General features: G+C 70.5%; 26 protein-coding genes and 2 pseudogenes. 14 read left to right on the forward strand and 14 right to left on the reverse strand.

From position 1 onward, the window contains the following. Nucleotides 1–114: 114 nt before the first annotated feature. From RNB18_RS38970 to RNB18_RS38980, 3 genes are all read right to left on the reverse strand, one after another. A complete protein-coding gene (locus RNB18_RS38970) occupies nucleotides 115–714 on the reverse strand; it encodes a hypothetical protein (RefSeq protein WP_311718815.1) in 600 nt (199 codons plus the stop codon). Between the two features lie 176 nt (nucleotides 715–890). After that, on the reverse strand, nucleotides 891–2,219 hold the full coding sequence (locus tag RNB18_RS38975; protein ID WP_311718816.1) for an enolase C-terminal domain-like protein: 1,329 nt from the start codon (nucleotides 2,217–2,219) through the stop codon (nucleotides 891–893). A gap of 37 nt (nucleotides 2,220–2,256) precedes the next feature. Beyond that, on the reverse strand, nucleotides 2,257–3,594 hold the full coding sequence (locus RNB18_RS38980) for a gluconate:H+ symporter (RefSeq protein WP_311718818.1): 1,338 nt from the start codon (nucleotides 3,592–3,594) through the stop codon (nucleotides 2,257–2,259). Between the two features lie 179 nt (nucleotides 3,595–3,773). Between RNB18_RS38980 and RNB18_RS38985 the strand changes: the two genes are divergently transcribed. The 3 genes and pseudogenes from RNB18_RS38985 to RNB18_RS38995 form a co-directional block, all read left to right on the forward strand. After that, nucleotides 3,774–4,544: an IclR family transcriptional regulator gene (locus RNB18_RS38985; RefSeq protein ID WP_311718819.1), complete on the forward strand. Its 771-nt coding sequence runs from the start codon at nucleotides 3,774–3,776 to the stop codon at nucleotides 4,542–4,544. A gap of 528 nt (nucleotides 4,545–5,072) precedes the next feature. Beyond that, nucleotides 5,073–6,080 (forward strand): sugar ABC transporter substrate-binding protein, encoded by a 1,008-nt coding sequence (locus tag RNB18_RS38990; RefSeq protein WP_311718820.1) that lies wholly within the window; start codon nucleotides 5,073–5,075, stop codon nucleotides 6,078–6,080. After that, nucleotides 6,080–6,280, forward strand: a pseudogene (locus tag RNB18_RS38995) (ABC transporter permease); the annotation flags it as partial. The gene RNB18_RS38990 and the pseudogene RNB18_RS38995, both read left to right, overlap by 1 nt. A 54-nt stretch (nucleotides 6,281–6,334) precedes the next feature. Here the strand turns inward: RNB18_RS38995 and RNB18_RS39000 are convergent. After that, complete coding sequence (locus RNB18_RS39000; protein ID WP_311718821.1) at nucleotides 6,335–6,607, reverse strand: hypothetical protein; 273 nt, start codon at nucleotides 6,605–6,607, stop codon at nucleotides 6,335–6,337. 127 nt (nucleotides 6,608–6,734) lie between these two features. Then, a complete protein-coding gene (locus RNB18_RS39005) occupies nucleotides 6,735–7,655 on the reverse strand; it encodes a helix-turn-helix domain-containing protein (RefSeq protein ID WP_394817741.1) in 921 nt (306 codons plus the stop codon). A 148-nt stretch (nucleotides 7,656–7,803) separates the two neighbouring features. Here RNB18_RS39005 and RNB18_RS39010 point away from each other — a divergent pair, with 148 nt between their 5' ends. Continuing rightward, on the forward strand, nucleotides 7,804–8,982 hold the full coding sequence (locus RNB18_RS39010; protein WP_311718822.1) for an MFS transporter: 1,179 nt from the start codon (nucleotides 7,804–7,806) through the stop codon (nucleotides 8,980–8,982). Between the two features lie 29 nt (nucleotides 8,983–9,011). On the opposite strand, the gene RNB18_RS39015 is transcribed toward RNB18_RS39010, so the two are convergent. Continuing rightward, a complete protein-coding gene (locus RNB18_RS39015) occupies nucleotides 9,012–9,347 on the reverse strand; it encodes a hypothetical protein (RefSeq protein WP_311718824.1) in 336 nt (111 codons plus the stop codon). Between the two features lie 217 nt (nucleotides 9,348–9,564). On the opposite strand from RNB18_RS39015, the gene RNB18_RS39020 reads away from it, so the two are divergent. After that, nucleotides 9,565–10,122 carry a TetR/AcrR family transcriptional regulator gene (locus RNB18_RS39020; RefSeq protein WP_311718825.1) on the forward strand — a complete coding sequence of 186 codons (558 nt, stop codon included), beginning with the start codon at nucleotides 9,565–9,567 and terminating at the stop codon, nucleotides 10,120–10,122. A 10-nt stretch (nucleotides 10,123–10,132) separates the two neighbouring features. On the opposite strand, the gene RNB18_RS39025 is transcribed toward RNB18_RS39020, so the two are convergent. Then, on the reverse strand, nucleotides 10,133–10,828 hold the full coding sequence (locus tag RNB18_RS39025; protein ID WP_311718826.1) for a type 1 glutamine amidotransferase domain-containing protein: 696 nt from the start codon (nucleotides 10,826–10,828) through the stop codon (nucleotides 10,133–10,135). A gap of 50 nt (nucleotides 10,829–10,878) precedes the next feature. On the opposite strand from RNB18_RS39025, the gene RNB18_RS39030 reads away from it, so the two are divergent. Then, nucleotides 10,879–11,823 (forward strand): LysR family transcriptional regulator, encoded by a 945-nt coding sequence (locus tag RNB18_RS39030; RefSeq protein WP_311718827.1) that lies wholly within the window; start codon nucleotides 10,879–10,881, stop codon nucleotides 11,821–11,823. A 77-nt stretch (nucleotides 11,824–11,900) separates the two neighbouring features. Beyond that, nucleotides 11,901–12,635: a maleylpyruvate isomerase family mycothiol-dependent enzyme gene (locus RNB18_RS39035; protein ID WP_311718867.1), complete on the forward strand. Its 735-nt coding sequence runs from the start codon at nucleotides 11,901–11,903 to the stop codon at nucleotides 12,633–12,635. Here the strand turns inward: RNB18_RS39035 and RNB18_RS39040 are convergent. After that, the gene (locus RNB18_RS39040) at nucleotides 12,632–13,012 is read right to left on the reverse strand and encodes a MarR family winged helix-turn-helix transcriptional regulator (protein ID WP_266523958.1); all 381 of its coding nucleotides are present in this window, start codon (nucleotides 13,010–13,012) and stop codon (nucleotides 12,632–12,634) included. The two genes, RNB18_RS39035 and RNB18_RS39040, sit on opposite strands and share 4 nt — an antisense overlap. Nucleotides 13,013–13,098: 86 nt before the next feature. Between RNB18_RS39040 and RNB18_RS39045 the strand changes: the two genes are divergently transcribed. Together RNB18_RS39045 and RNB18_RS39050 are read left to right on the forward strand one after the other, a co-directional pair. Continuing rightward, nucleotides 13,099–14,586 carry an MFS transporter gene (locus tag RNB18_RS39045; RefSeq protein WP_311718828.1) on the forward strand — a complete coding sequence of 496 codons (1,488 nt, stop codon included), beginning with the start codon at nucleotides 13,099–13,101 and terminating at the stop codon, nucleotides 14,584–14,586. 73 nt (nucleotides 14,587–14,659) lie between these two features. Then, nucleotides 14,660–14,947 (forward strand): DUF6332 family protein, encoded by a 288-nt coding sequence (locus RNB18_RS39050; protein WP_311718829.1) that lies wholly within the window; start codon nucleotides 14,660–14,662, stop codon nucleotides 14,945–14,947. Here the strand turns inward: RNB18_RS39050 and RNB18_RS39055 are convergent. The 3 genes from RNB18_RS39055 to RNB18_RS39065 form a co-directional block, all read right to left on the reverse strand. Further along, nucleotides 14,908–15,573 carry a response regulator transcription factor gene (locus RNB18_RS39055; protein ID WP_311718830.1) on the reverse strand — a complete coding sequence of 222 codons (666 nt, stop codon included), beginning with the start codon at nucleotides 15,571–15,573 and terminating at the stop codon, nucleotides 14,908–14,910. The genes RNB18_RS39050 and RNB18_RS39055 overlap by 40 nt on opposite strands. Beyond that, nucleotides 15,570–16,802 carry a sensor histidine kinase gene (locus RNB18_RS39060; protein WP_311718831.1) on the reverse strand — a complete coding sequence of 411 codons (1,233 nt, stop codon included), beginning with the start codon at nucleotides 16,800–16,802 and terminating at the stop codon, nucleotides 15,570–15,572. The genes RNB18_RS39055 and RNB18_RS39060 overlap by 4 nt, the downstream gene beginning before the upstream one ends. 123 nt (nucleotides 16,803–16,925) lie before the next feature. Continuing rightward, complete coding sequence (locus RNB18_RS39065; protein WP_311718832.1) at nucleotides 16,926–17,618, reverse strand: TetR/AcrR family transcriptional regulator; 693 nt, start codon at nucleotides 17,616–17,618, stop codon at nucleotides 16,926–16,928. A gap of 132 nt (nucleotides 17,619–17,750) precedes the next feature. On the opposite strand from RNB18_RS39065, the gene RNB18_RS39070 reads away from it, so the two are divergent. Continuing rightward, nucleotides 17,751–18,200, forward strand: coding sequence for a nitroreductase family deazaflavin-dependent oxidoreductase (locus RNB18_RS39070; protein WP_311718833.1), 450 nt, complete (start codon nucleotides 17,751–17,753; stop codon nucleotides 18,198–18,200). Nucleotides 18,201–18,219: 19 nt separating this feature from the next. Here the strand turns inward: RNB18_RS39070 and RNB18_RS39075 are convergent, their stop codons facing one another. Next, nucleotides 18,220–19,491 carry a geranylgeranyl reductase family protein gene (locus RNB18_RS39075; RefSeq protein ID WP_311718834.1) on the reverse strand — a complete coding sequence of 424 codons (1,272 nt, stop codon included), beginning with the start codon at nucleotides 19,489–19,491 and terminating at the stop codon, nucleotides 18,220–18,222. 133 nt (nucleotides 19,492–19,624) lie between these two features. On the opposite strand from RNB18_RS39075, the gene RNB18_RS39080 reads away from it, so the two are divergent. The 4 genes and pseudogenes from RNB18_RS39080 to RNB18_RS39090 all read left to right on the forward strand — a co-directional run bounded on the left by RNB18_RS39080 (nucleotide 19,625) and on the right by RNB18_RS39090 (nucleotide 22,675). Beyond that, nucleotides 19,625–20,980 (forward strand): dipeptidase, encoded by a 1,356-nt coding sequence (locus tag RNB18_RS39080; protein ID WP_311718835.1) that lies wholly within the window; start codon nucleotides 19,625–19,627, stop codon nucleotides 20,978–20,980. Between the two features lie 96 nt (nucleotides 20,981–21,076). Then, nucleotides 21,077–21,292: an MBL fold metallo-hydrolase gene (locus RNB18_RS39085; protein ID WP_311718837.1), complete on the forward strand. Its 216-nt coding sequence runs from the start codon at nucleotides 21,077–21,079 to the stop codon at nucleotides 21,290–21,292. A gap of 2 nt (nucleotides 21,293–21,294) precedes the next feature. Beyond that, nucleotides 21,295–21,417: pseudogene (locus RNB18_RS53905) on the forward strand (hypothetical protein); the annotation flags it as partial. 151 nt (nucleotides 21,418–21,568) lie between these two features. Further along, on the forward strand, nucleotides 21,569–22,675 hold the full coding sequence (locus tag RNB18_RS39090; RefSeq protein WP_311718838.1) for an acyl-CoA synthetase family protein: 1,107 nt from the start codon (nucleotides 21,569–21,571) through the stop codon (nucleotides 22,673–22,675). Here the strand turns inward: RNB18_RS39090 and RNB18_RS39095 are convergent. Both RNB18_RS39095 and RNB18_RS39100 read right to left on the reverse strand, forming a co-directional pair. Continuing rightward, nucleotides 22,576–23,697, reverse strand: a complete 1,122-nt coding sequence (locus tag RNB18_RS39095; RefSeq protein WP_311718839.1) for an ABC transporter ATP-binding protein — start codon at nucleotides 23,695–23,697, stop codon at nucleotides 22,576–22,578. The genes RNB18_RS39090 and RNB18_RS39095 overlap by 100 nt on opposite strands. Beyond that, nucleotides 23,694–24,770 carry an ABC transporter ATP-binding protein gene (locus RNB18_RS39100; RefSeq protein WP_311718840.1) on the reverse strand — a complete coding sequence of 359 codons (1,077 nt, stop codon included), beginning with the start codon at nucleotides 24,768–24,770 and terminating at the stop codon, nucleotides 23,694–23,696. The genes RNB18_RS39095 and RNB18_RS39100 overlap by 4 nt, the downstream gene beginning before the upstream one ends.

The following is a 24,770-nucleotide window of genomic DNA, read 5'->3' on the forward strand; positions in this document are numbered from 1 at the left end:
CCAGTGCGCGGGAGAGGTGCCGGTCGACAAGGGCCCTTCCCCGCAGGGGACGGTCCTGCGCCCGAACACCGTGTCCGGGAGCGGTTTTTCGCCCCCGGACACCAGCCCCTCAGCTCACAGACCGTCACGCACCATCGCGGCGACGATCTGCACGTGGCGGTCGGCCGCCGTGCCGGAGAACTCGTTCTCGTAGTTGAGGCCGTACGGCCAGAAGTGCCCGCCGCCGGTGGACAACTTGGCCGAGGAACCGTCGAACTGCCGGACGAGAGCGGTCGCCTGAGCACCCGTCCAGGTGCCACTGCCACCGAGAGTGGACCAGCCCGAGCTCGTGCCCACGCCGATGGTGTGGGCTATCTCGTGCAGAGCGGTCCGCTCGGTCATGTAACTGCGGTTGCTGCCGAAGCGGATGGTTCCGTTGAGGTTGCCGTCCGCGGTGGGCACGCTCGTGTCGTAGCGGACGGTGATGGACTTCCCCAGGTCGCTGAGGTTGTTGTAGCGGGTCACCGCGGCGTTCATCGCCGAGGTGATGAGGGTGTACGCCGCCTGCTGGTCCGCGGTGGGGTTGCTCGCCCGCTCCAGGGTCCAGGTGATGGTGGCCGCCGCGACCTGTTCCTGGGGTGCGGGCGCGGCGGGCGGGGCGGCCTGGGCGACGCCGGGGCCGGCCAGCAGCAGGGCGGCGAGCGCTGCTGCCACTGCGGTCTTTCGTGGGTTCATGTGGGGGTCCTCTTGTGGGGGTGGATCCTGTGGGGGGTGGATCCCGTGGGGGGAAGTCGAGGCATGAACTGGAAAGCGCTTTCCAAGGCGTCACGGATGCTAATGAGCTGTCTTGACCATGTCAACGACTTCGGCGCGCGCGGAACTCAGCGCCCGGCAGTCAGCGCACGCGGGACTCAGCGCACCAGGCACGGACGCTTCGCGTCGAACGTCCAGCCCTTGATCAGGTACTGCATCCCGGCGGCATCGTCACGGCCCGCCGAGGCCACCTCCTCGTGCAGTTCCTGAGCGGCCCGGAGCCGGTCGCGGTCCAGGCGAACCCCGAGGCCGGGCGTGTCCGGGACGGCGACCTCGCCGCCGGTGATCCGCGGCGGTTCGACGGTGAGCCGTTCCAGGCCTTCCTGCCAGATCCAGTGGGTGTCGAGGGCGTTGTACTCGCCCGGGGCGGCGGCACCGCAGTGCGCCATCATCGCGAGCGAGATGTCGAAGTGGTTGTTGGAGTGGCAGCCCCAGGTCAGCCCCATGGCATGGCACAGCTGGGCGACCCGGACCGAGCCCTGCATGGTCCAGAAGTGCGGGTCGGCGAGCGGGATGGACACCGACTGCAGGGCCAGGGCGTGGGTCAGCTGCCGCCAGTCCGTGGCGATCATGTTGGTCGCGGTGGGCAGTCCGGTGGCCCGGCGGAACTCGGCGAGGATCTCCCGGCCCGAGTAACCGCCTTCCGCACCGCACGGATCCTCGGCATAGGCGAGCGTGCCGACGAGCGGACGGCACAGCTCGACCGCCTCGCGCAGGGACCAGGCACCGTTCGGATCGAGGGTGATCCGGGCCTCGGGGAAGCGCTCCTTGAGCGCGTGTACGGCCTTCACCTCCTCGCTGCCCGGCAGGACACCGCCCTTGAGCTTGAAGTCGCGGAAGCCGTAGTGGTCGTAGGTGGCCTCGGCCTGGCGGACGATGGCCTCGGGGGTCAGGGCCTCCTCGCGCCGGATGCGGTACCACTCCGCTTCCGCGCCGGGCTCACGGACGTAGTCGAGGTCGGTACGACCCGGGTCGCCGACGTAGAAGAGGTAGCCCAGGACCCGTACGGCATCGCGCTGTCGGCCGTCGCCGAGCAGCGCCGCGACCGGGACGTCGAGATGCTGTCCGAGCAGGTCCAGAAGCGCCGACTCGACGGCGGTGACCGCGTGGACGGTCGTCCGCAGATCGAAGGTCTGGGCGCCGCGGCCGCCCGAGTCACGGTCGGCGAAGGTGTCGTGGATGGTGCCCAGGACGCGCTTGTAGTCGCCGACGCGGGCACCGACGACCAGGCGCTCGGCGTCGCGGAGGGTCCGTGTGATGCCGTCGCCGCCCGGCACCTCGCCGAGGCCGGTGCGTCCCTCGGAGTCCTCGAGGACGACGACGTTCCGGGTGAAGTACGGGGCGTGGGCGCCGGAGAGGTTCAGGAGCATGGAGTCCCGGCCGGCGACGGGGTGGACGGAGAACTTCGTGACGACGGGTTGGCTCATGGCGAGCAGTGTCCTTCTGATGGGTGATGAGGGGAGGTCAGACCTTCAGGGCGTCCAGCACCTGCTCCAGGACCAGGACACCGCCGAGGCCCAGGATCGCGAGCACCGTCGTGTACGTGGTGCGAGCCTTGATCGCGTCGATGACGGACAGGTTGAAGTACTCCTTGAACATCCAGAAGCCCGGGTCGTTGACGTGCGAGAAGGCGATCGACCCGCAGGAGACGGCGAGCACCATGACCTCGGCGTGGACCCCGCTTCCCGCGAGCAGCGGCAGTGCCACGCCGGAGGCGGTGACGACGGCGACGGTCGCGGAACCGAGGGCCACGCGCAGGATCGCGGCGATCAGCCAGGCCAGGATGATCGGCGAGATGGACCAGCCGTCGGTCGCGTCCTTGATGTAGTCGGATATCCCGCCCTCGACGAGGACGTTCTTGAAGGCCCCGCCCGCGCCGATGACCAGCAGGATCATCGCCATCGCCTGGGCGGCCTCCTTGCACGAGGTGCTGACCTCGGCCAGGCTGCGCCCCATGCGCGGTCCAAAGACCCAGACGGCCACGAGCAGCGTCAGCAGCAGGGCGATCGGCGCGGAGCCGATGAAGGCGACGAAGTGCAGCCCGGCGTTGTCCCCCGAGGTGGCCAGGTCGGTCACCGCGGCACCGGCGATCAGCACGACGGGCAGCAGGGCCACCGCCAGCGACCAGCCCATGCCGGGCATCTCCTCCTCCTCGAAGACCCGTTCGCTGACCAGGCCCTTGGGGATCTCGGGGTTCATCCGCCGGACGAACGGCAGACGCGGCCACAGCAGCGCGATGAACGCGCCGACCGGGACCGCGATGAACAGGCCGTAGAAAAGGGTCAGCCCGACGGAGGCGTGGAAGGTGGCGGCCACGGCCGTGGGGCCCGGGTGGGGCGGCAGGAAACTGTGCATGGTGGACAGGGCGATCGACATCGGCAGCCCCACCCAGAGGAGGTTCACCCGGGTGACCCGGACGAGGGTGAAGGCGACCGGCACGATGATCACGAACGCGACCTCGTAGAACATCGTCACGCCGATGAGCATCGCGGACAGCACCATGGCGACCTGCACCCAGCGCGGGCCGCACACGTCGAGGAGCTTGCCGGCGATCCGTTGCGCGGCGCCGGAGTCCCCCATCACACGGCCGACCATGGCGCCGAGCCCGATGGTGAGCATCGTGTCGCCGATCTGGTCCCCGATGCCCTCGGAGAGCACGTCCGGGATGTCCTCGAGGCCGATGCCGCGTACCAGGGCGACACCCACGGCGACCAGGAGGAGGGCGGCGAAGCCGTTCAGTCTCAGCTTCGTCATCAGAAAGAGCAGGACGAGGACGCTGATCCCGACCACGACGAGCGGCATGTGTCAGTTCTCCTTTGAACTGGCAGTGCGGTGAGGTGAGTTCACCGGAGCACCCCTACGAGTCACTCCACTGAACGCGATCCTCATACAAAGACGTTGTCTACATATGAGGACGGAGGCTAGATCTAGAGAGCACCGGGGGTCAATGGGGTACGCACGAATCGCCTTACGATCGGCCCATGTCGCAGCGCGCAGGCGTACCCGAGGTGAAGTCGGCGGTCCGTACCGTCGCGGTGCTCGAACTGCTCGCCGCGCGGGGCGAGCGGCCTGCGCGGCTGCGTGAACTCTCCGAGGCGTTGGGGGTGCCGCGCAGCAGCATGTACGCCCTCCTCCAGACCCTCGTGGAGTGCGGCTGGGTCCGCACCGACGCGACCGGATCCCTCTACAGCGTCGGGATCCGCGCCCTGCTCACCGGGACCAGCTATCTGGACAGCGACCTGTACGTCCGCGCGGTACGGCCATACCTCGACGAGGCGTCGGACGCGCTCGGTGAGACCATCCACCTTGCGCGACTGGACGGTTCGGACGTGGTCTACCTGGCGACACGGGAGTCGCACGAGTACCTGCGCACGATCAGCCGCGTGGGCCGACGGGTGCCCGCGCATGCCGGGGCGCTGGGCAAGGCCCTGCTCGCGGAGCGCGCGGACGACCAACTCCCGCTCGTTGAAGAGCCGTTGAGGACACTCACGGCCAACACGCATACCACTCGGGCCAGTCTGCTGGCCGATCTCGCGGAGGTACGGGCGCGCGGTCACTCGGTCGACCGGGAGGAGACGGTCGTCGGTATCGCCGGCTTCGGGTTCGCCCTGCGGTACGACGCGCCGGCCACCGATGCGATCAGTTGCTCGGTGCCGGTGTCTCGGCTCACAGCGGAACATGAGCGGGTCATTGTGGCGGTGATGCGGGAGGTTCGTTCGAAGATCGAATCGGCGGTGCCGTTCCGCGGGTAGGGGGTGCCCGTTGACTGCGCTCGTCTTCGCGCAGGACGCCTTACGGCCTCCGTGGTCGGCACAGTGAACGCCTGCACGGGTTCTCAACCGCCCCGCTGTCACAGGGCGATGGCGATCCGTAGCGGCCTCTCGGGAGTTGCCGTACGACGATCGGGCGATGGCGGCGGTCACATCACCGTACGCCGAGAGCCCGCCGGGCAGGATCTCGTCGTCACCCGTCCCCAGCAGGTCCTGACCCACACCCCGCAGCCCGCGAGGAACTCGGGACGACCGGCGGAGCTTGTCGATACGTCCTGACAAATCTATTGACATCACCTGCGGGGCATTTCATAGTACGACCACCTAGCGCGCACTAGTAACGCGCTCTAGTAACCCGATGCGCGGTCCACACCCACAGCTGCCGCGACCACATCTCCCGCCGCACAAGGCGCTCCAAGCCGCCTGCCCGCGCTCTCCGGACCGGGCGGAACCCTTTGTCGACGCCGGATCCTCATTCCCATTCGAACAGCACAGCGAGGTGCAAGGGACATGCACAGAAACCACCGAGCCGCCGCCCTGGCCGCGACCGTCCTGGCGGGCGCCCTGCTCGCCGCCGGCTGTTCCAGCAGCTCCGGCGGCAAACAGTCCGAGGACAACAGCGCGGACGGCGCCTCCGCGGGCAAGGCGAGCACCCCCAGGATGACCATCGCCATGATCACCCACGCCGAGCCCGGCGACACCTTCTGGGACATCGTCCGCAAGGGCGCCCAGGCCGCCGCCGCCAAGGACAACATCAAACTCGTCTACTCCGCCGACCCCAGTGCCGGCGCCCAGGCCAACCTCGTCCAGAACGCCATCGACCAGAAGGTCGACGGCATCGCCCTGACCGCCGCCAAACCCGACGCCATGAAGGCCGTCGTCGCCAAGGCCGAGAAGGCCGGCATCCCGGTCACCGGCTTCAACTCCGGCCTGGACGACTGGAAGAAACTGGGCATGCTGGAGTACTTCGGCCAGGACGAGAACATCGCCGGCCAGGCCTTCGGCGAACGCCTCAACACCCTCGGCGCCAAGCACGCCCTGTGCGTCGTCCAGTCCCAGGGCCAGGTCGCCCTGGAATCCCGCTGCGCAGGCCTCGCCAAGGGCTTCACCGGCAAGACCGACAAGATCTACGTCACCGGCACCGACATGCCCTCCGTGCAGTCCACCATCACCGCCAAACTCCAGCAGGACTCCAGCATCGACCAGGTCGTGACGCTCGGTGCCCCCTTCGCCCTCACCGCCGTCCAGTCCGTCAAGGACGCCGGCAGCAAGGCCAAGGTCGCCACCTTCGACCTCAACAAGGACCTCGTCGCCGCCGTCCAGAACGGCTCCGTCGAGTTCGCCGTCGACCAGCAGCCCTACCTCCAGGGCTACCTGGCCGTCGACGCCCTGTGGCTCTACAAGAACAACGGCAACGCCAGCGGCGGCGGAACAGCTCCGGTACTGACCGGCCCCGCCTTCATCACCAAGGACAACGCCGACTCGGTGGCGGCGTTCGCCGCGAAGGGCACCAGGTGATGGGTATGACCCAGCACGCCGAGCCGGCGGTGACCTCACCGCCGGCCTCCGGCCCGGGCAAGGTCAAGGACGGCCGGATCGCAGAACGACCGCTCGCGTTGCGTCTGTCGGCGCGTCCCGAGGTCGGCGTGTTCCTGGGTGCGGTGGCGGTGCGGGTGTTCTTCCTGATCGCCGCTCCGCCGGTGCGGGACGGCAGTTCGAACTGTCGTCGGGTGTCGCGGTGATCACGACTGCGCTGACCGCATCCAGGAAGCCTACGAGAGCTCTCGGCTCTTCCTGACGAGTTGGAAACCGGAGACGATCCGGTGGATGCCGTAGAACATCGGCACCCAGACCACGAAATAGACGCCCTCGCCCCGGGCCTGCCCAAAGGTGACGACGGCGACGAGCAGCCCCCCGATGAACCAAGCCGCACCGAACTCGATGGAGCGCCTGCCCCTCGTCTCCAGTACGACCCGCTGCTCCGGGGAGACGCCGTGGGGCGCGGCGGGTGAACTCCTGTACGGCCTTGTGCCGTTGTCGGTCAATCCGGTTCCTGAGTCGATGGACGTGTCCTGGCCGGCCGGCATCCTCTGCGGTCCGGACAGCGTGGTGCGACCGGTCGGACGGTCCCCCGCGCCATCCGACCGGCCGTCGGTGGTACAAGCGGGCACGCTATAGGCCCGCAGTCGACGCGGTCTTGGACAAATTTGCACTCGTGGTGAGAGCCACGGCCCCCTCCACGCGTCGCGAGGCCACCATCTGTCCGGGCGTGGTCCCGGCGATCGCCCGGAACTCGCGGTTGAGGTGCGCCTGATCGTAGAAGCCGCAGGCCATGGAGATCTCGGTCAGACTCGTGGCCCCGCGACCGAGCAGCGCCACGGCGTGACGGAAGCGCAGCACCCGGGCGGACGTCTTGGGGGTGAGTCCGATCTGCTGGGTGAACCGGCGGGTCAAGTATCCCTGGCTCCAGCCCACTTCGGCGGCGATACGGGCGATCGGGACCGCCCCCGCGCTGCCGGCGAGCAACTGCCAGGCGTGTCCCACCTCGGGCGTGGGCTGCGGGCCGTGCTCGAGTCGGGCGAGCAGCGCCGCGTCCAGCAGGTCGAACCTGGCGGCCCAGTCGGGCGTGGCTGCCATCCGCTCCACCAGCACCCCGGCTTCCGGCCCCAGTACGTCCCGTATCCCGACGGCCAGATTCGTCAACTCGCTCATCGGCAGGCCGAACAGCCGGTACGCACCCAGTGGCGTGAACTCCACCCGGATCGCCTCCTGGCCGCCGGGATGCGTACAGATCGCGGGCCGGTCCTCCAGCCCCACCACCAGCGACCCGATGTTCCCGCTGCCCGCGTCCGGCACGCCCAGCCGCCGCACCTGCGAGAACGGCTCCGCGAGACTGATCAACAGGGTCGCGCGCCCCGTCGGCACCAACCGTGCCTCGTACGGTGTGGCCACGGCTTCCCAGTAGCCGACATAACTGCGTAAGTAGGGCCGTAACCCCGTATGCCAGGGCCGGGTCACCCGCCACAGCCCACCGAGCCGCGCGATCTCGACCGGACCCGCCCCGGTCATGACACCCCGTGCACCAGGCACCACCAGGAGCGCTCCTCTCGCCCTCGAGGAAATCGACGGGTGCGTTTCCCACGTCCGCCGCGGCCACCCCCTACCCTCCCGCGCTCACCCGAACACCCTTGCCGACAATCGAGCACACGCCTAGGCTTACTTTGTGCCGCTAATAAACAAAATGCGAACGCGCGTCTCCGTGCCGGACGACTCCCTCACCCGACTCCGTATCGCCCTCACCGTCTTCTTCGCCCTCGACGGCTTCGTCTTCGCCGGGTGGGTCGTCCGCATCCCCGCGATCAAGGAACAGACCGGAGCCTCCGCCAGCGCCCTCGGCCTCGCCCTCCTCGGTGTCTCGGCCGGAGCGGTGATCACCATGATGCTCACAGGCCGCCTCTGCCGCCGTTACGGCACCCACCGGGTCACCGTCGTCTGCGCCGTCCTGCTCTCCCTCAGCGTCGCGCTGCCGCCGCTCACCCACTCCGCCGTGGCGCTCGGGGCCGTACTGCTGATCTTCGGCGCGGCGTACGGCAGCATCAACGTCGCGTTCAACAGCGCCGCGGTGGATCTCGTGGGCGCTCTGCGGCGGCCCATCATGCCCAGCTTCCACGCCGCCTTCAGCCTGGGCGGAATGCTCGGTGCCGGGCTCGGCGGGCTGGTCGCCGGGGCCCTGTCCCCCACACGGCACCTGTTCGGCCTCACCGTGATCGGGCTGCTCGTCACCGCCTTCGCAGGCCGGACCCTGCTGCGCATCCCGGCCCCGACACCCTCGCAGGATGTGCCCCGGCAGGCGTCCGCACCCCGCCGCCAGGGCACCCGCACCCGGGGTCTCGTCATCACCTTCGGCCTGATCGCCCTGTGCACGGCCTACGGCGAGGGCGCGCTGGCCGACTGGAGCGCCCTGCATCTGGAGCACGACCTGGAGGCCACGCCCGGCGTCGCCGCGGTCGGTTACTCGTGTTTCGCGCTCGCCATGACCATCGGCAGGCTGACCGGTACCAGGCTGCTCGAACGACTCGGCCAGACCCGCACGCTCGTGGGCGGCGGCACCACGGCCGCGCTCGGCATGCTGCTCGGCGCCCTCGCCCCGTCCGTCTGGGCGGCACTGCTCGGCTTCATGATCACCGGGCTCGGTCTCGCCAACCTCTTCCCCGTCGCCGTCGAGCGCGCGGGCAGGCTGGCCGGGCCCGACGGAGTGGCCATCGCCTCGACCCTTGGCTACGGCGGCATGCTCCTCGGCCCGCCCGCCATCGGCTTCATGGCCGACTGGTTCTCCCTCCCCGCCGCCCTCACCAGCGTCGCGGCGCTCGCCGCCACCGCCGCGGTCATCGCACTGCTGACCCGACGCGCGGCGGGCTGAAGGCGCGCACCGGGCGTAGACCCACCGGATCACTCCGGATGGGCCACCGCCTCCTTCTGCAACTGAACAGCCGCCAACAGGCTCAGCTTCGGCTCCGCCTTGCGCAGTGCCCGCACCGCCGCGACCGAGGTGACGTCACCCGTGAAGCCGACGGCGGCCCAACGGGAGCGGACCCAGCGGGCGCGCAATCCGGCCTCGGTGGCGGCGGCGGTCGACTCGACGAGCGCCATGGCGCGTTCCAGCCCGGGGCGCTCCTCGGGCGGGGCCTCGGCCAGCGCCTGGCGCAGGGCCGCTCCGACGACGTCCGCGTCCCGGACGAGCAGCACGAAGTTGTGTTTCTTGTTCAGTCCCGCGATTCCCGACATGCGGCTCATCGTGACGGTCACGTTCCGTGCCCGCCAAGCGACTTGAGGAGCCTCAGAGGCTCGGCCCCTGTCCTTTCTGACAGCCGTGGGGATAACCTGTTTGTGTACGAAACTGTTTCGTTTGGATGAGGCGCGCATGGATGGCAACGGCGGCGGACGTACGACCTCGGCGAGCGCGGTGGAACCAGGCTGTACCCCCCGTCGGCGGCGCAGCCGTTTGACGCCGACACGCGAGGCGGAGCTGTACACGACCGTCCTCGATCTGGTGCGGGAGGTCGGCTATGACAGCCTCACCATGGACGCCGTAGCCGCCCGGACCCGGTGCAGCAAAGCCACCCTCTATCGCCAGTGGACAGGAAAGCCGCAGCTGGTCGCCGAGGCACTGCGCCACGAGAAGCCCGCCACCCTCGCCGGCATCGACACCGGGTCCCTGCGCGGTGACTTCGCGGCGGTGGTGGCCCAGATGAACGAGCTGCGGATGGAACAGGACACCGCCCTGATGCGGGGTGTCCTCCAGGCCGCTCACGCCCACCCCGATCTCCTCGCGGCACTGCGTGAACTGCTCGTCATTCCCGAACTGAGCAGTCTCGACGCGCTGTTGGGACAGGCCGTCGAGCGCGGCGAGGTCCCCGCGGACACCGCCGCCCTGTCCTACGTCTCCTACGCGCTGCTGGGCAGCGTGATCGCCCACCAGCTGCTGGAGGACAAGGCGGCCGACCCGGCCTTCGTCGGGAACTACATCGACGCCGTCGTACTGCCCTCTCTCGGCGTCTGAACCCGCGGAATCAGCCCAGCTTCTTCAGCAGTTCGACGGCGAGGGGCGCGGAGGACGACGGGTTCTGCCCGGTCACCAGGTTGCCGTCGACGATCACGTGCGGAGCCCAGGGCTCGGCCACGTCGACCTGGACGCCGGCCTCGGTGAGCCGGTCCTGGAGCAGCCACTTGGCCTTGTCGGCAAGGCCCGCCTGGGTCTCCTCGGCGTTGGTGAAGGCGGCCACCCGGCGCCCGGCGAACGCGTTGGAGCCGTCGGCCTTCGTCGCCGCGAGCAGGGCGGCGGGGGCGTGGCAGACGACGCCGAGGGGCTTGCCGCTCTCCAGGGCGAGGGTGAGCAGTCGGCCCGAGTCCGCGTCGACCGCGAGATCCTCCATCGGCCCGTGGCCGCCGGGGTAGAAGACTGCCGCGTAGTCGTCGAGGTTCACGTCCTCAAGACGTACCGGCTGCTGGAGTTCGGCGGCCGAGGCGAGCACCCCGGCGATGCGGTCGGCGTTCTCCTGGCCGCCGTTGGCCTCGGCCGCGAGGCTGCCCTTGTCCACGGTCGGCACGACACCGCCAGGGGTGGCCACCACGATCTCGTGTCCGGCGGCCTTGAAGGCCTCGTAAGGGGCGACGGCCTCCTCGGCCCAGTAGCCGGTGGGGTGCTGGGTGCCGTCGGCCAGGGTCCAGTGGTCGGCACCGGTCATCACAAAAAGAATCTTCGACATGGTAAGACCGTAGTCCTGCCCCGCCATAGAAATCCAATAGGCTCACGCATATGAGGGATAGGAACACCAATGGCTCCGAGGAGCCGGGGCAGACCGTCGGCGCCCCGCTGGACCTGAACCTGCTGCGGACGTTCCTGACGGTGTACCGCACCGGCTCCTTCACCGCCGCCGCCCGTCTGCTCGGCCTGTCCCAGCCCACGGTCACCACCCAGATCCGCACTCTGGAACGGCAGTTGGGCCGCGAGCTGTTCGAGCGCCGGGCGCGGGGCGTGACCCCGGCACCCTACGCGGACGAGCTCGCCGCCAGGATCGTGCAGCCCCTGGACTCGCTCGCCATGGTGGCCGGGCCCGCCGGGGGCGCGGAGGACGCCCCGGCCGAGCCGGTGCATCTCGCCGGTCCGGCCGAGCTGCTGTCCCGGTGCGTCCTGCCCGGCCTCGCGCCCCTGGTGGACAAAGGGGTACGGCTGCGCATCACGCCGGGTCTGACCGAACCGCTCCTGGACGACCTGCGCGCGGGCCGCCACGACCTGGTGATCGCCACGTTCCGGCCGCGCGGCCGGACCCTCACGGCCGTGCCCCTCAACGACGAGGAGTTCGTGCTGGTCGCCTCTCCCACCTGGGCACAGCGGCTGGGCGCGCCCGCGTCCGTCGCGGCCGCCCTGCACGGCGTCCCGCTCGTCGCCTACGCCGACGATCTGCCCATCGTGCGCCGCTACTGGCGGCACGTCTTCGGCCGACGCCTGGTCCGGCAGCCCGCGGTCACCATGCCGGACCTGAACGCGGTCAAGGCCGCGGTCGCCGGCGGCGCCGGATTCACCGTGCTCCCCCGTTATCTGTGCGTCGAGGAGCTGCGGTCGGGGACGCTGGTCCTGCTCCACGAACCCGACGACCCGCCCCTCAACACGAGCTTCCTGGTGCAGCGGCCCGGCACCTCCGGCATCCCGCATGTGGCGCTGGTCCGCGATCACCTGCTTCAGACGGCCCGTGACTGGTGACTCCGTCGATGTCATCCCTTGACGACGAAGTGCTGAAGGCGTGCGAGCAGGGCATCGCCCTGGGGCACACTCGCTCCATGGAGACTGCCGAGTTCATCCACATCCTGGACCGGGAAGGCCTGTTGCTCGCGTCGGCCGCCGAGCAGGCGGGACCGGACACGAAGGTGCCGACCTGCCCGGACTGGCAGGTGCGGGACCTGTTGAAACACACGGGAACAGTGCACCGCTGGGCGGCCGCGTTCGTGGCCGAAGGACGCTCCGACCGCGTTCCGTTCCCCGATCGACCCGATCTCGACGGTGGGGAGTTGCTCGCCTGGTTCCGCGAGGGACACCGCCTCCTGGTGGCCGCCCTCGGCTCCGCCGACCCCGGCCTGCAGTGCTTCCAGTTCCTGCCCGCCCCGTCGCCGCTCGCGTTCTGGGCCAGGCGGCAGGCGCACGAGACAGCCGTGCACCGCTTCGACGCGGAGGCGGCCAGCGGCGGTACCCCCGAGGAGCTCGGTCGGGACTTCGCGGCCGACGGCATCGACGAGTTGCTGCGTGGCTTCCACGCCCGCCCGAAGAGCAGGGTCCGCACCGAGGAGCCCCGGGTGCTGCGGGTGCGGGCGAGCGACACGGACGGCGCCGTGTGGACCGTACGACTGACGCGGGAACCACCCGCGGCCGAGTACGGCGACGCGGGGGACGCCGACTGCGAGGTGTCCGGGCCCGCCGCGCGGCTGTATCTGGCGCTGTGGAACCGGCTGCCGTTCCCGCGGGTGACCGGGGACGTGTCGGTCGCCGGCCTGTGGCGGGAGAAGTCCGCCGTGGGCTAGGACGGCTCCAACATCCTTGTCAGGACCGCGCGTTGCACCGGCAGGGCGTCGCCGTGCAACGCGCGTCCCTTCGATGTGAGGGACACCCGCACGCCCCGCCGGTCCTCCGCGCACATTCCGCGCTCGACGAGCCCGTCCTTCTCCAGCCGGGCGATCAGCCGCGACAGCGCGCTCTGGCTCAGATGGACCCGCTCGGAGATCTCCTGCACGCGGTAGTCGCAGCCGCCGTCGGCCAGGACGTCCAGCACCTCGAAGTCACTGCCGCACAGGCCGTGTTGATGAAGAGCACGGTCCAGCTCGCACTGCGTGCGCGCGTGCAGCGCCAGCATGTCCCGCCACTGTTCCGCGAGCTCCTGCTCGGGCTTCTTCGCCGCCATGGGCGGCACCGTAGCAGAGAAGAAGAATTATTGCATCAGAATTAAATGCGCTTGCATTTGATGCATGCGCATGTAGTGTCTTCGGCATGACCTCTCCGCTCACCACCCCCGCGGACCCTTCCTCAGTGGTCCGCTGGACACCCAGGCTCTGGGGCACCCTGCTGGTGCTGTGCGCCGCGATGTTCCTGGACGCGCTCGACGTGTCGATGGTCGGCGTCGCTCTGCCGTCCATCGGCGCCGACCTGGGCCTTTCCACCTCCACGCTGCAATGGATCGTCAGCGGCTACATCCTCGGCTACGGCGGTCTGCTGCTCCTGGGCGGCCGGGCCGCCGACCTGCTGGGCCGGCGCCAGGTCTTCCTGGTGGCCCTCGGCGTGTTCGCCGTCGCCTCCCTGCTCGGCGGCCTCGTCGACTCGGGCCCGCTGCTGATCGCCAGCCGGTTCATCAAGGGCCTGAGCGCGGCCTTCACCGCGCCCGCGGGCCTGTCCATCATCACCACGACGTTCCCGGAGGGCCCGCTGCGCAACCGCGCGCTCTCCATCTACACCACCTGCGCCGCCACCGGCTTCTCCATGGGCCTGGTGCTGTCCGGCCTGCTCACCGAGGCCAGTTGGCGGCTGACCATGCTGCTGCCCGCGCCCATCGCCCTGATCGCGCTCGTCGCCGGACTCAAGCTCCTGCCGCGCAGCGCCCGCGAGAAGGACCACAACGGCTACGACATCCCCGGCGCCGTTCTCGGCACCGCCTCGATGCTGCTGCTGGTCTTCACCGTCGTACAGGCTCCGGAGTCCGGCTGGGCCTCGGCCCGCACCCTGCTGTCCTTCCTCGCCGTGGCCGTACTGCTGACGGTCTTCGTCCTGGTCGAGCGGCGTTCGCCGGGCCCGCTGGTCCGGCTCGGCGTGCTGCGTTCCGGCACCCAGATCCGCGCCCAGCTGGGTGCCATGGCCTTCTTCGGCTCGTACGTGGGCTTCCAGTTCCTCGTGACCCTGTACATGCAGTCGCTGCTCGGCTGGTCGGCGCTGCACACCGCGCTCGCCTTCCTGCCCGCGGGCGCGCTGGTGGCGGTGTCCTCGACGAAGGTCGGCTCCATCGTCGACCGGTTCGGCACCCAGCGGTTGATCCCGGCGGGCTTCGCACTGATGGTCGTCGGATACGCGCTGTTCCTGGGTGTCGACCTGGACCCCGGGTACGCCGCCGCGATCCTGCCGTCGATGCTGCTCATCGGTGCCGCCTGCGCACTGGTCTTCCCGTCGCTCAACATCCAGGCCACCAACGGCGTCGAGGACCACGAGCAGGGCATGGTCTCCGGACTGCTCAACACCTCGGTCCAGGTCGGCGGTGCGATCTTCCTGGCCGTCGTGACCGCCGTGGTGACGGCGGGCGCCCCCGAGAACGCGACCCCTCAGGCCGTCCTCGACAGCTACCGCCCCGGCCTCGTCGTGGTCACGGCCATCGCCGCGGCCGGGCTGCTGATCACCCTCACGGGACTGCGCACCCCGCGCCGCCCGCAGCGGTCCGTCGTGGTCGTCAAGTCCACTGTGCAGGAGGCGGAGCGCGTCACCGTACGCGACTAGGGGGACGCCTCCGACACCGTGTGCCCGGCCGAGCTCCTTGCTCCGCCGGGCACACGGCTGTGAGACTTCAAGGATGGAGACTTACGGGGGACGCCGGAACCAGGCCGAGCGGGACGCCATCACCGTCGAGATCGGATACGCCCTGTGCAGTGCGCTGTTCGCGGCAGCCGTGCTCTTCGGTGCGGTGGCCGGACCGGCACTGCTGTTCGAACTGCCGGGAACGGTCGAGAAGTTGCTGCTGCACATCGGGCTCACGATCGCGCCCGTGGTCTTCGTCGCCCGGGTGATCAGTGTGCTCGTGCGCTTCCGGCAGCAGGGCCCTCAGCCCAGCCAGCCCGGCCGCACCAACCCCGACTCGTAGGCCAGCACCACCAGTTGGGCGCGGTCGCGGGCGCCGAGCTTGACCATCGTGCGGCTGACGTGGGTCTTGGCGGTCAGGGGGCTGACCACCAGGCGGCGGGCGATCTCCTCGTTGGACAGGCCGATGCCGACCAGGGCCATCACCTCCCGTTCCCGCTCGGTGAGTCCGGCGAGGGCGCCCTCGGCCGCGGGTTCCTTGGAGCGGGCCGCGAACTCGGCGATGAGGCGGCGGGTCACTCCTGGCGAGAGGAGCGCGTCGCCGTCGACCACCGCCCGTACGGCGCGCAGGAGTTCCTCCGGTTCGGTGTCCTTGACCAGGAAGCCGGAGGCGCCGGAACGGATCGCCTCGAAGACGTACTCGTCGAGTTCGAAGGTGGTGAGCATGACCACCTTCACGTCCTTCAACGTGTCGTCCTCCGTGATGCGCCGGGTCGCGGCGAGGCCGTCGAGCAGCGGCATCCGGATGTCCATCAGGACGATGTCCGGCCGCAGTTCGCGCACCTCGGCCAGCGCCTCCTCGCCGTCGGAGGCCTCACCGGCCACCTCGATGTCCGGCTGCGCGTCGAGCAGGGCCCGGAAGCCGGCCCGCACGAGTGACTGGTCGTCGGCGAGCAGTACGCGGATCACCGGTCGTCCTCCTTGGCCTTCACCTTGAGCGGCAGCACGGCGAGCACCCGGAACCCTCCGTCGGGACGCGGGCCCGCCTCGATCGTGCCACCGAGTGCGGCGGCCCGCTCCCGCATTCCGGCCAGACCGTTGCCGCTGCCGCCCGCGTCGGTGCCGGTCGCGGGTCCGTCGTCGTCGATACGCAGCCGTAGCGCACCGCCGTCGTGATCGAGCCGCACGCGCGCGTGCCGCGATCCCGAGTGCCGTACGACATTGGTGAGCGCCTCCTGGACGATACGGAAGGCGGCGAGGTCGGCGCCGGGAGGCAGACCCGGCGCCGATCCCTCCAGCTCGACCGTGAGGCCCGCGCCCGCCGCCTGGGACACCAGCTCGGGCAGCCGGTCGAGGCCCGGCGCGGGGGCGCGAGGCGCGTCACCCGGCGTGCGCAGGGTGTCGAGCACCTGGCGCACCTCGCCGAGCGCCTCCTTGCTGGCGGCTTTGATGGTGGTGAGCGCGGTGCGGGCCTGTTCGGGGTCGGTGTCGAGAAGAGCGAGGCCGACGCCGGCCTGGACGTTGATGACGGAGATGCTGTGCGCGAGCACGTCGTGCAGCTCGCGGGCGATCCGCAGCCGCTCCTCGTCGGCGCGGCGCTGTGCGGCGCGGGCACGTTCGGCGCGGTCCCGGGCCCACTGTTCGCGCCGGGTGCGGGCCAGCTCCGAGACGGCGACGATCGCGACGACCCAGGCGGCGATCACCCCCTCCTGCCCCCAGGGGGCGGCCGGGTCCCCGGAGGGCGGCAGCCACTGGTAGAGCCAGTGGGCCACCAGGACGTGCCCGGCCCAGAGCATCCCGAGCGCGGTCCAGGCGGCCTTGCGGTGCCCGGCCACGATGGCGTTGAAGCAGGCGAGGGCGACGGCGAGGAACACGGGACCGTACGGATACCCGGCCCCCAGGTAGACCATCGCGGCGGCCGCCGTACCGAAGACGACGAGCACCGGCCGCCGGTGCCGCCACAGCAACAGCCCGGCGCCGATCACGAGCAGCACCCGTGCGAACGCATCGAGGTCGGCCCGCTCGGCCTGCTGGCGTGCAGCGTAGTTCGACCCCGCCAGGACGAAGAACGTGAGCAGCAGGGTGGACGGCCACGGCCAGCGGGCCCCCTGCCCCTCCTCGGAACGCCGCCACCACGACGCCCCGCGCCACCGCCACCGCGGCGGCTCGTCCCGGCGCACGCCCTGCTCACCGTCCATGACAGCCACGCTAGACGCCCCGACCCGGCCAGGACGTCCCCCGAGCGCGGTGATCACGCGTACTCCCGGCGAAGTACGACGGCCCGCGGCACCCAGCGTGTCGGCGGCCGGGCCCCGCGCCCTCTACCGCAGCCCCACGCCCCGTCCCAGCTGGCGCACCGCGTGCCGGAAGAACGGCTCCCGCTCCTCCACCACCCGGTTGAACTGGCCGAAGAGCTCGAAGCCGACCAGTCCGAAGAGCTGGGCCCAGGCCACCACCAGGGCCGTGATCACCTCGGGCGGAAGATCCGGGGCGAGGTCGGCGGCGATACGGTCGGCCTCGGCGTGAAGGTCTTCGGGAACCGGGGGCAGTTCCTCCAGGCCCCCCGGGCCGTGGTGGGCGTCGCGCACAATGCCGATCAGGAGGAGGCCCACGCGGGCGGCGGGCGGGACGGTCGTCTGGGGGGCGGTGTAGCCGGGGACGGGAGAGCCGTAGATGAGCGCGTACTCGTGTGGATGCTCCAGTGCCCAGTGGCGCACGGCCTCGCACACCGTGACCCAGCGCTCCAGGGGGCCCGCCCCCGCCACCGCCTCGTGCGCCCGCTCCGCGCTCTCCCCCAAGGAGTCGTAGGCGTCGATGATCAGCGCGGTGAGCAGGTCGTCGCGGCTCGGGAAGTAGCGGTACAGCGCCGAGGAGACCATCCCCAGCTCACGCGCCACGGCCCGCAGCGAGAGCTTCGCCGCGCCGTCCGCAGCGAGCTGCCGGCGCGCCTCGTCCTTTATGGCGGCGGTGACTTCGATCCGGGCACGGGCCCGGGCGCCTTGTGCGGTGCTCATAGGACCAGTGTCGCACAGAAGCAGAGCAGTGCACACAATCGAGAGCACTGCTCTTGCTTTGCGCCACCGATCCGTGCAGACTGGTCCCACGAAAGCGAGAGCACCGCTCTCGCACATCCGATGGGGGTCACCATGTCGCAGCCGTACTACCTCAAGGGCAGCCCGCTCAACGTCCGCCTCAACAGCGTCATCGGCTGGCTGGCCCGGCACGGCTTCAGCCTGGCCGGTACGGCGGAGATGTCGGTGCGCGGCCGCAAAAGCGGGCAGATGCAGCGGATCCCGGTCAACCCGCACACGTACGAGGGCGGGCAGTACCTGGTCTCGGCGCGCGGTCACTCCCAGTGGGTGCGCAACATGCGTGCCGCCGGCGGTGGGGAGCTGCGGGTGGGCCGCAAGGTGCGCGAGTTCACCGTGGTGGAGCTCCCCGACGCGGAGAAGCTCCCGATCCTGCGGACCTACCTGGAGAAGTGGGGCTGGGAGGTCAACCAGTACTTCCAGGGCGTGACCGCCAAGTCCTCCGACGAGGAGATCATCGCGGCCGCCCCGGACCACCCGGTCTTCCGGCTCACGGTCAAGAAGTGACCGGTGAGGAAGTGACCGGTCAGGACGTGGCCTCGCCGCCCGCCCCGCGCTCGGCAGACCGCGGGTCCAGCGCGGCCAGCGCCCGCTGGGCCATCGGCCGGCCCCGGACGAGCTCGCCCAGCGAGGTCGAACCCTGGGTGATATCCCTGAACGCGTTCCACGCGGGCCGGAAGCCCGTCAGCGCCGCGTGGAACAGGCCGGGACGGCGCTCGAAGGCGGTCAGCAGCCGCTTGCCGACGCTCATCTCCACGCCGAGCCCCGCCTTGACGGCGAACGCGTAGTTCAGCGCCTGGCGCCGGGCGTCCACCGCGTCGTGGGCCTCCGCGATCCGCACCGCCCACTCCCCCGCGAGCCGCCCGGAGCGCAGCGCGAAGGAAATGCCCTCGCGGGTCCACGGCTCGAGCAGCCCCGCCGCGTCACCGCACACCAGCACCCGCCCGCGCGAGAGCGGCGAGTCCTCGGCACGGCAGCGGGTCAGGTGGCCGGAGGAGATGCTGGGTTCGAACCCGGCGAGACCGAGCCGCGCGATGAAGTCCTCCAAGTACCGCTTGGTGGCCGCGCCTTCACCACGTGCCGAGATCACCCCGACCGTCAGGGTGTCCCCCTTGGGGAAGACCCAGCCGTAACTGCCGGGCATCGGGCCCCAGTCGATGAGCACCCGCCCCTTCCAGTCCTCGGCGACGGTCTCCGGCACCGGGATCTCCGCCTCCAGGCCGAGGTCCACCTGGTCGAGCTTCACCCCGACGTGAGCTCCTATCCGGCTGGCGCTGCCGTCGGCCCCGACGACCGCCCGCGCGAGCAGTGTCTCGCCGCCCTGGAGGACCACGGCGACCGTGCGCCGGTCGGGCACCGACGAGCCGTGCTGCTCGACGCGCTGGACGGTGACGCCCGTGCGCAGCTCGGCGCCCGCCTTCTGCGCGTGCTCGACGAGCTGCTGGTCGAACTCGGGCCGGTTGATCAGCCCGAACAGCATCTGCTTGGAGCGCCGGGTGCGGGTGAAGCGGCCGTTGTTCGAGAAGGTGACCGCATGCACCCGGTCCCGGAACGGCAGCTCGAAACCGGGCGGCAACGAGTCCCGTGAGGGGCCGATGATGCCGCCGCCGCACGTCTTGTACCGCGGCAACTCGGCCTTCTCCAGCAACAGCACCCGCCGCCCGGCCACCGCCGCCGCGTAGGCGGCCGAGGCCCCCGCGGGTCCCGCGCCCACCACGACGACGTCCCACACCCGCTGTCCGTCGTCCTGCACGCCGTCCGCCGAAGAATCGTCCGCCGAAGAGTTCTCGCTGCTCACGATGGTCTGCTGCTCCCGATCAAGCCATTGCCGCACCTGTCTCCCGCATCCTACGGCGGGCCCGCCCACAGACCACTGTGGGAGGATCTACGGCACTCACAGATACAACGTCGCACCCACCAGGAGCGTGCCCATGTCGTCGAATCCGGTCGCCGAGACCGTCGCCTCGCTGATGCCCAGGGCGCAGGCGGAGCTCACCGAACTGGTGGCGTTCAAGTCGGTGGCGGACTTCGACCAGTTCCCGAAGAGCGAGAGCGAGGCCGCAGCCCGCTGGGTCGCGGACGCGCTCACCGCCGAGGGCTTCGAGGACGTGGCGCTGCTCGACACCCCGGACGGCACCCAGTCGGTCTACGGCCACCTGCCCGGTCCCGCGGGCGCGAAGACCGTCCTGCTGTACGCCCACTACGACGTGCAGCCGCCGCTGGACGAGGCCGGCTGGACGACCCCGCCGTTCGAACTGACCGAGCGCGACGGCCGCTGGTACGGGCGCGGGGCCGCCGACTGCAAGGGCGGCCTGCTCATGCACCTGCTCGCGCTGCGCGCCCTCCAGGCCAACGGCGGGCTGCCGGTCCACGTCAAGTTCATCGCCGAGGGCTCGGAGGAGCAGGGCACGGGCGGCCTGGAGCGGTACGCCGAGGCGCACCCCGGGCTGCTGGACGCGAACGCCATCGTCATCGGCGACGCGGGCAACTTCCGCACCGGTCTGCCGACGGTCACCGCCACCCTGCGCGGCATGACCATGCTGCGCGTCCAGATCGACACCCTCGAGGGCAACCTGCACTCGGGCCAGTTCGGCGGTGCGGCCCCCGACGCGCTGTCCGCGCTGATACGCGTGCTGGACTCGCTGCGCGCGAAGGACGGGACGACGACGATCGACGGGCTCACCCCGGACGCGTCCTGGGACGGCCTGCAGTACGACGAGGAGCAGTTCCGCAAGGACGCCAAGGTCCTGGACGGCGTCGAACTGATCGGTGACGGCACGGTCGCCGACCGCATCTGGGCCCGCCCGGCCGTGACGGTCCTCGGCATCGACTGTCCGCCGGTCGTCGGCGCCACCCCGTCCGTACAGGCGAGCGCCCGGGCGCTGGTCAGCCTGCGGGTGCCGCCGGGCATCGACACCGACGAGGCGACCAAGCTGCTCCAGGCCCACCTGGAGACGCACACTCCGTGGGGCGCGCGCGTGAGCACCGAGCGGATCGGCCACGGCCAGCCGTTCAGCGCGGACACCACCAGCCCGGCGTACGCGGCGATGGCCGACGCGATGGCGGTGGCCTACCCGGGCCAGGAGATGCAGTACGCCGGCCAGGGCGGCTCCATTCCCCTGTGCAACACCCTCGCGGCGCTCTACCCGCACGCCGAGATCCTCCTGATAGGCCTGAGCGAGCCCGAGGCCCAGATCCACGCCGTGAACGAGAGCGTCTCCCCGCAGGAGCTGGAGCGCCTGTCGGTGGCGGAGGCGCTGTTCCTGCGCAACTACGCGGCGAGCTGAACCTCCGGGGCTGCTGTCGGCAGAAGGCCCTCGTCCGCGGACGGGGGCCTTCTGCGCTTCCCGGTGGGCCAGGCCTCTCTCTGGCGAGACGGCGACGTGACGACACCGAAGCCGGCCCGGCAGGATCCGCCACGTCGATCGCCGCCTGTCTTCAAGGGCGGCGATCGACGGATCGTGCTCACCCGCTTCCACGAGGACCATGTGGGCGGAGCCAGCGAGTTGGGCGCTCTGACCGGCGCCGAGGTGTTGGCGCACCCGCTGGACACGCCCGTCGTACGAGGCGAAGTACCGGGCCAGCCGCCGATGTTCTAGGACTGGGAGCGCCCCCTGCACGCGGGAGCCCTACGGCACCTGCCGCAGGGCGCGTTCGCGAGGCCGTCGGCTTCGGCGGTGGGGCGCGGGTCGTCCATGTCCCGGGTCACACGCCCGGCAGTGTCGCGCCGCATCTCCCCGAGCACGGACTGCTGCTCACCGGGGACGCCGTGGCCGTCTCGCCTGCCGACGGGAACGTGTTGCTCAGCGTGTTCAACGTACCGGGCCCAAGCCGGACCTCGCATGCTTCGGCCGCGGGGGACCGATCATGGGTCCATGGTCTCCCCCACCCGTCTCAGCACCCACGCCGACACCGCCGCCTCCCTCGCCCTCCTGAGCGACGACGCACTCGCCGACCTGGTGGCATCCGGCACACCCGCAGGCACCGGCATCGGCGGACGGGCGAGCCTGCTGGAGGTGGACGGTGTAGGGATCTTCGTGAAGCAGGTGCCGCTCACCGCCATCGAGCTCGAGCCGGACCACGTCCGCTCCACGGCGAACCTCTTCGGCCTGCCGCCCCACTTCCACTACGGCATCGGCGCGATCGGCAGCCCCGGCTTCGGTGCCTGGCGTGAGCTGGCCGTGCACGAGATGACGACCGACTGGGTGCGCTCAGGCAGCTTTCCGGGCTACCCGCTGCTGCACCACTGGCGGGTGCTGCGCGACCTCCCCCAGCCGCTCCCCGGTGAACTCGCCGACGTGGAGCGCTGCGTGGCCTACTGGGGCGGTGGCCGCGAGCGCGTCGAGGCCCTGCGCACGGCGTCCGCGAGCCTGACCCTGTTCCTGGAGTACGTGCCGCACACCCTGCACGACTGGTTCTCCGCCCAACTGCGCACGGAGAAAGCCGAGTCGGCCTGCGCCCTCGTGGAGCAGGGTCTCGAATCCGTCACCGGCTTCCTCCGTGAGCAGCGGCAACTGATCCACTTCGACGCCCACTTCGGCAACCTCCTCACCGACGGACACCGGCTCCACCTGACCGACTACGGGCTGTCCTTGTCGAGCCGCTTCCAACTCAACTCGCAGGAACGCGACTTCTACGACCGCCACCGGGACTACGACCGCGCCTACGCCCTTTCCTATCTGGTGCACTGGCTGGTCGTCGACCAGTACGGCCTCGGCCGGGACGAACGCGAGGAGTTCATCCGCGCATGCGCCGACGGCAGGCGCCCCGAGCAGATCCCCGCGGCGGCGGCCGCACTCATCTCGCGGCACGCCCGACTGGCAGTCGCGGTCGGCGACTTCAACCGGCGACTGGAACAGGAGAGCAGGCTCACCCCGTACCCTCACGACGAGGTCGAGGCGCTGTCCTCCAGTGCGGTCAGGGCCGGATCGAGCACGATGTCCTCCTCGCGGGCCTCGACGCTCGGCTCCTCCGGGAAATGACAGGCCGTCAGGTGCCCCTCCGCGTTCCCCGCCACCCGCACCAGCGGCGGCTCGTCGGTCGCGCACCTGTCCTGGGCCTTCCAGCAGCGGGTACGGAAGCGGCAGCCGGACGGCGGGTCCACCGGCGAGGGCACGTCCCCGGCGAGCCGGATGCGCTCGCGCCGGCGGACGCCGTCCGGATCGGCCTCGGGCACCGCGGACAGCAGGGCGTGGGTGTAGGGGTGCCTCGGCCGCGTGTACAGCGTCTGCCGGTCGGCGACCTCGACGATCTTGCCGAGGTACATCACCGCGACGCGCTCGCAGAAGTGCCGTACGACAGCGAGGTCATGGGCGATGAAGACGAACGCGATGCCGAACTCCCGCTGGAGGTCCTGGAGCAGGTTGACGATCTGCGCCTGGATGGAGACGTCCAGCGCCGACACCGGTTCGTCGGCCACGATGAGCTTGGGCCGCAGCGCGAGCGCGCGGGCGATCCCGATGCGCTGGCGCTGGCCCCCGGAGAACTCGTTCGGGTAGCGGTTGTAGTGCTCGGGGCTGAGGCCGACCGTCTCCAGCAGTTCCTGGGCGCGCTTCTTGTGGCCCTGCGGCGGGTTGATGCCGTTGAGCCGCATCGGCGTCTCGACGATCGTGCCGACCGTGTGCCGGGGGTTCAGTGAGGAGTACGGGTCCTGGAAGATCATCTGGAGGTTCCGGCGAGCCTCCTTCATCCGGTTCTCGGGGGTGTGGGAGATGTCCTCGCCGTCGAACACGACCTTCCCGGCCGTGGGTTCCAGCAGCCGGGTGATCAGGCGGCCGGTTGTCGACTTGCCGCAGCCGGACTCGCCGACCAGACCGAGCGACTGGCCCGCACCGACCGTGAAGTCGATGCCGTCGACGGCGTGCACGGCGCCGATCTGCCGCTGGAAGACGATGCCGTGGCGGATCGGGAAGTGCTTGGTGAGGCCGCTGACGTCGAGCAGGTGCTCCCCGGCGGCGGGCTGAGTGGTGCTCACGGCATGCTCCTGTTCGTCCGCCGCGGTCACTGCGCGGTCCCGGCGGCCGTACGCAGGCGGATCTCTTGCCTGGTCTCGGAGGTGAGGTGGCAGGCGGCGAGGTGCCGGCCGGTGCCGGGGACGGCCACCAGTTCGGGCCGCTCCGTCGCGCAACGCCCCTCCGGCACCCAGCCCTTGTAGGTGCAGCGGGGGTGGAAGGCGCAGCCTCCGGGAGGGTTGATGAGGCTGGGCGGTGACCCGGCGATCGGGTTCAGCCGCTGTTCGACGTCCCCGGTGATCTGTGGCATGGACTCCAACAGCCCCCAGGCGTAGGGGTGCTGGGGTTCCTTGAGTACGTCGCGCACGGTGCCGTACTCGATACGGCGGCCGCCGTACATCACCAGGATGTCGTCGGCGATGTCGGCCACCACGCCGAGGTCGTGGGTGATGAGGATGACGGCGGAGCCGAACTCCTCCTGGAGATCGCGGATCAGGTCCAGGATCTGTGCCTGGACGGTGACGTCCAGGGCCGTCGTCGGCTCGTCGGCGATGAGCAGTTCGGGGTCGCAGACCAGGGCCATGGCGATCATGGCGCGCTGTCGCATGCCGCCGGAGAACTGATGGGGATAGTCCCGTACCCGGCGTTCGGGCTGCGGGATGCCGACCCGTTTCAGCATCTCCACGGCACGCTCCCGGGCCTCCTTCTTCGAGACCCTGTGGTGGACCCGGTAGGCCTCGGCGATCTGGGCGCCGACGGTGAAGTAGGGGTGCAGGGCGGACAGCGGGTCCTGGAAGATCATGGAGACGGTCCGGCCGCGCAGCGCGCGCATGTCGTGCTCCGGAAGGGCGACCAGGTCCCTGCCGTCCAGCCGGATCTTCCCGGAGACGACTGCGCGCGTGCCCTTGTGCAGCCCGAGCAGGGCCAGCGAGGTGACCGACTTCCCCGAGCCGGACTCGCCGACGATGCCGAGGGTGCTGCCCTTGTCCAGGGTGAAGGAGACTCCGTCGACGGACTTGACGATCCCGTCCTCGGTCGGGAAGTGCACGCGCAGGTCCCGTACGTCGAGGAAGGGGGCGGCCGCGGGATCGACGTCCGCCGGTTGCGCTGAGGTCTGGAGGGACAC

This window comes from Streptomyces doebereineriae (genome assembly GCF_031845645.1).
Lineage (GTDB): Bacteria > Actinomycetota > Actinomycetes > Streptomycetales > Streptomycetaceae > Streptomyces > Streptomyces canus.

Excerpts from the sequence above, each read along its gene's own strand:
- RNB18_RS38970 (WP_311718815.1), bottom strand. The coding sequence starts at position 714 with ATGAACCCACGAAAGACCGCAGTGGCAGCAGCGCTCGCCGCCCTGCTG.
- RNB18_RS38975 (WP_311718816.1), bottom strand. The coding sequence starts at position 2,219 with ATGAGCCAACCCGTCGTCACGAAGTTCTCCGTCCACCCCGTCGCCGGC.
- RNB18_RS38980 (WP_311718818.1), bottom strand. The coding sequence starts at position 3,594 with ATGCCGCTCGTCGTGGTCGGGATCAGCGTCCTCGTCCTGCTCTTTCTG.
- RNB18_RS38985 (WP_311718819.1), top strand. The coding sequence starts at position 3,774 with ATGTCGCAGCGCGCAGGCGTACCCGAGGTGAAGTCGGCGGTCCGTACC.
- RNB18_RS38990 (WP_311718820.1), top strand. The coding sequence starts at position 5,073 with ATGCACAGAAACCACCGAGCCGCCGCCCTGGCCGCGACCGTCCTGGCG.
- RNB18_RS39010 (WP_311718822.1), top strand. The coding sequence starts at position 7,804 with ATGCGAACGCGCGTCTCCGTGCCGGACGACTCCCTCACCCGACTCCGT.
- RNB18_RS39015 (WP_311718824.1), bottom strand. The coding sequence starts at position 9,347 with ATGTCGGGAATCGCGGGACTGAACAAGAAACACAACTTCGTGCTGCTC.
- RNB18_RS39025 (WP_311718826.1), bottom strand. The coding sequence starts at position 10,828 with ATGTCGAAGATTCTTTTTGTGATGACCGGTGCCGACCACTGGACCCTG.
- RNB18_RS39030 (WP_311718827.1), top strand. The coding sequence starts at position 10,879 with ATGAGGGATAGGAACACCAATGGCTCCGAGGAGCCGGGGCAGACCGTC.
- RNB18_RS39035 (WP_311718867.1), top strand. The coding sequence starts at position 11,901 with ATGGAGACTGCCGAGTTCATCCACATCCTGGACCGGGAAGGCCTGTTG.
- RNB18_RS39040 (WP_266523958.1), bottom strand. The coding sequence starts at position 13,012 with ATGGCGGCGAAGAAGCCCGAGCAGGAGCTCGCGGAACAGTGGCGGGAC.
- RNB18_RS39045 (WP_311718828.1), top strand. The coding sequence starts at position 13,099 with ATGACCTCTCCGCTCACCACCCCCGCGGACCCTTCCTCAGTGGTCCGC.
- RNB18_RS39050 (WP_311718829.1), top strand. The coding sequence starts at position 14,660 with ATGGAGACTTACGGGGGACGCCGGAACCAGGCCGAGCGGGACGCCATC.
- RNB18_RS39060 (WP_311718831.1), bottom strand. The coding sequence starts at position 16,802 with ATGGACGGTGAGCAGGGCGTGCGCCGGGACGAGCCGCCGCGGTGGCGG.
- RNB18_RS39065 (WP_311718832.1), bottom strand. The coding sequence starts at position 17,618 with ATGAGCACCGCACAAGGCGCCCGGGCCCGTGCCCGGATCGAAGTCACC.
- RNB18_RS39070 (WP_311718833.1), top strand. The coding sequence starts at position 17,751 with ATGTCGCAGCCGTACTACCTCAAGGGCAGCCCGCTCAACGTCCGCCTC.
- RNB18_RS39080 (WP_311718835.1), top strand. The coding sequence starts at position 19,625 with ATGTCGTCGAATCCGGTCGCCGAGACCGTCGCCTCGCTGATGCCCAGG.
- RNB18_RS39090 (WP_311718838.1), top strand. The coding sequence starts at position 21,569 with ATGGTCTCCCCCACCCGTCTCAGCACCCACGCCGACACCGCCGCCTCC.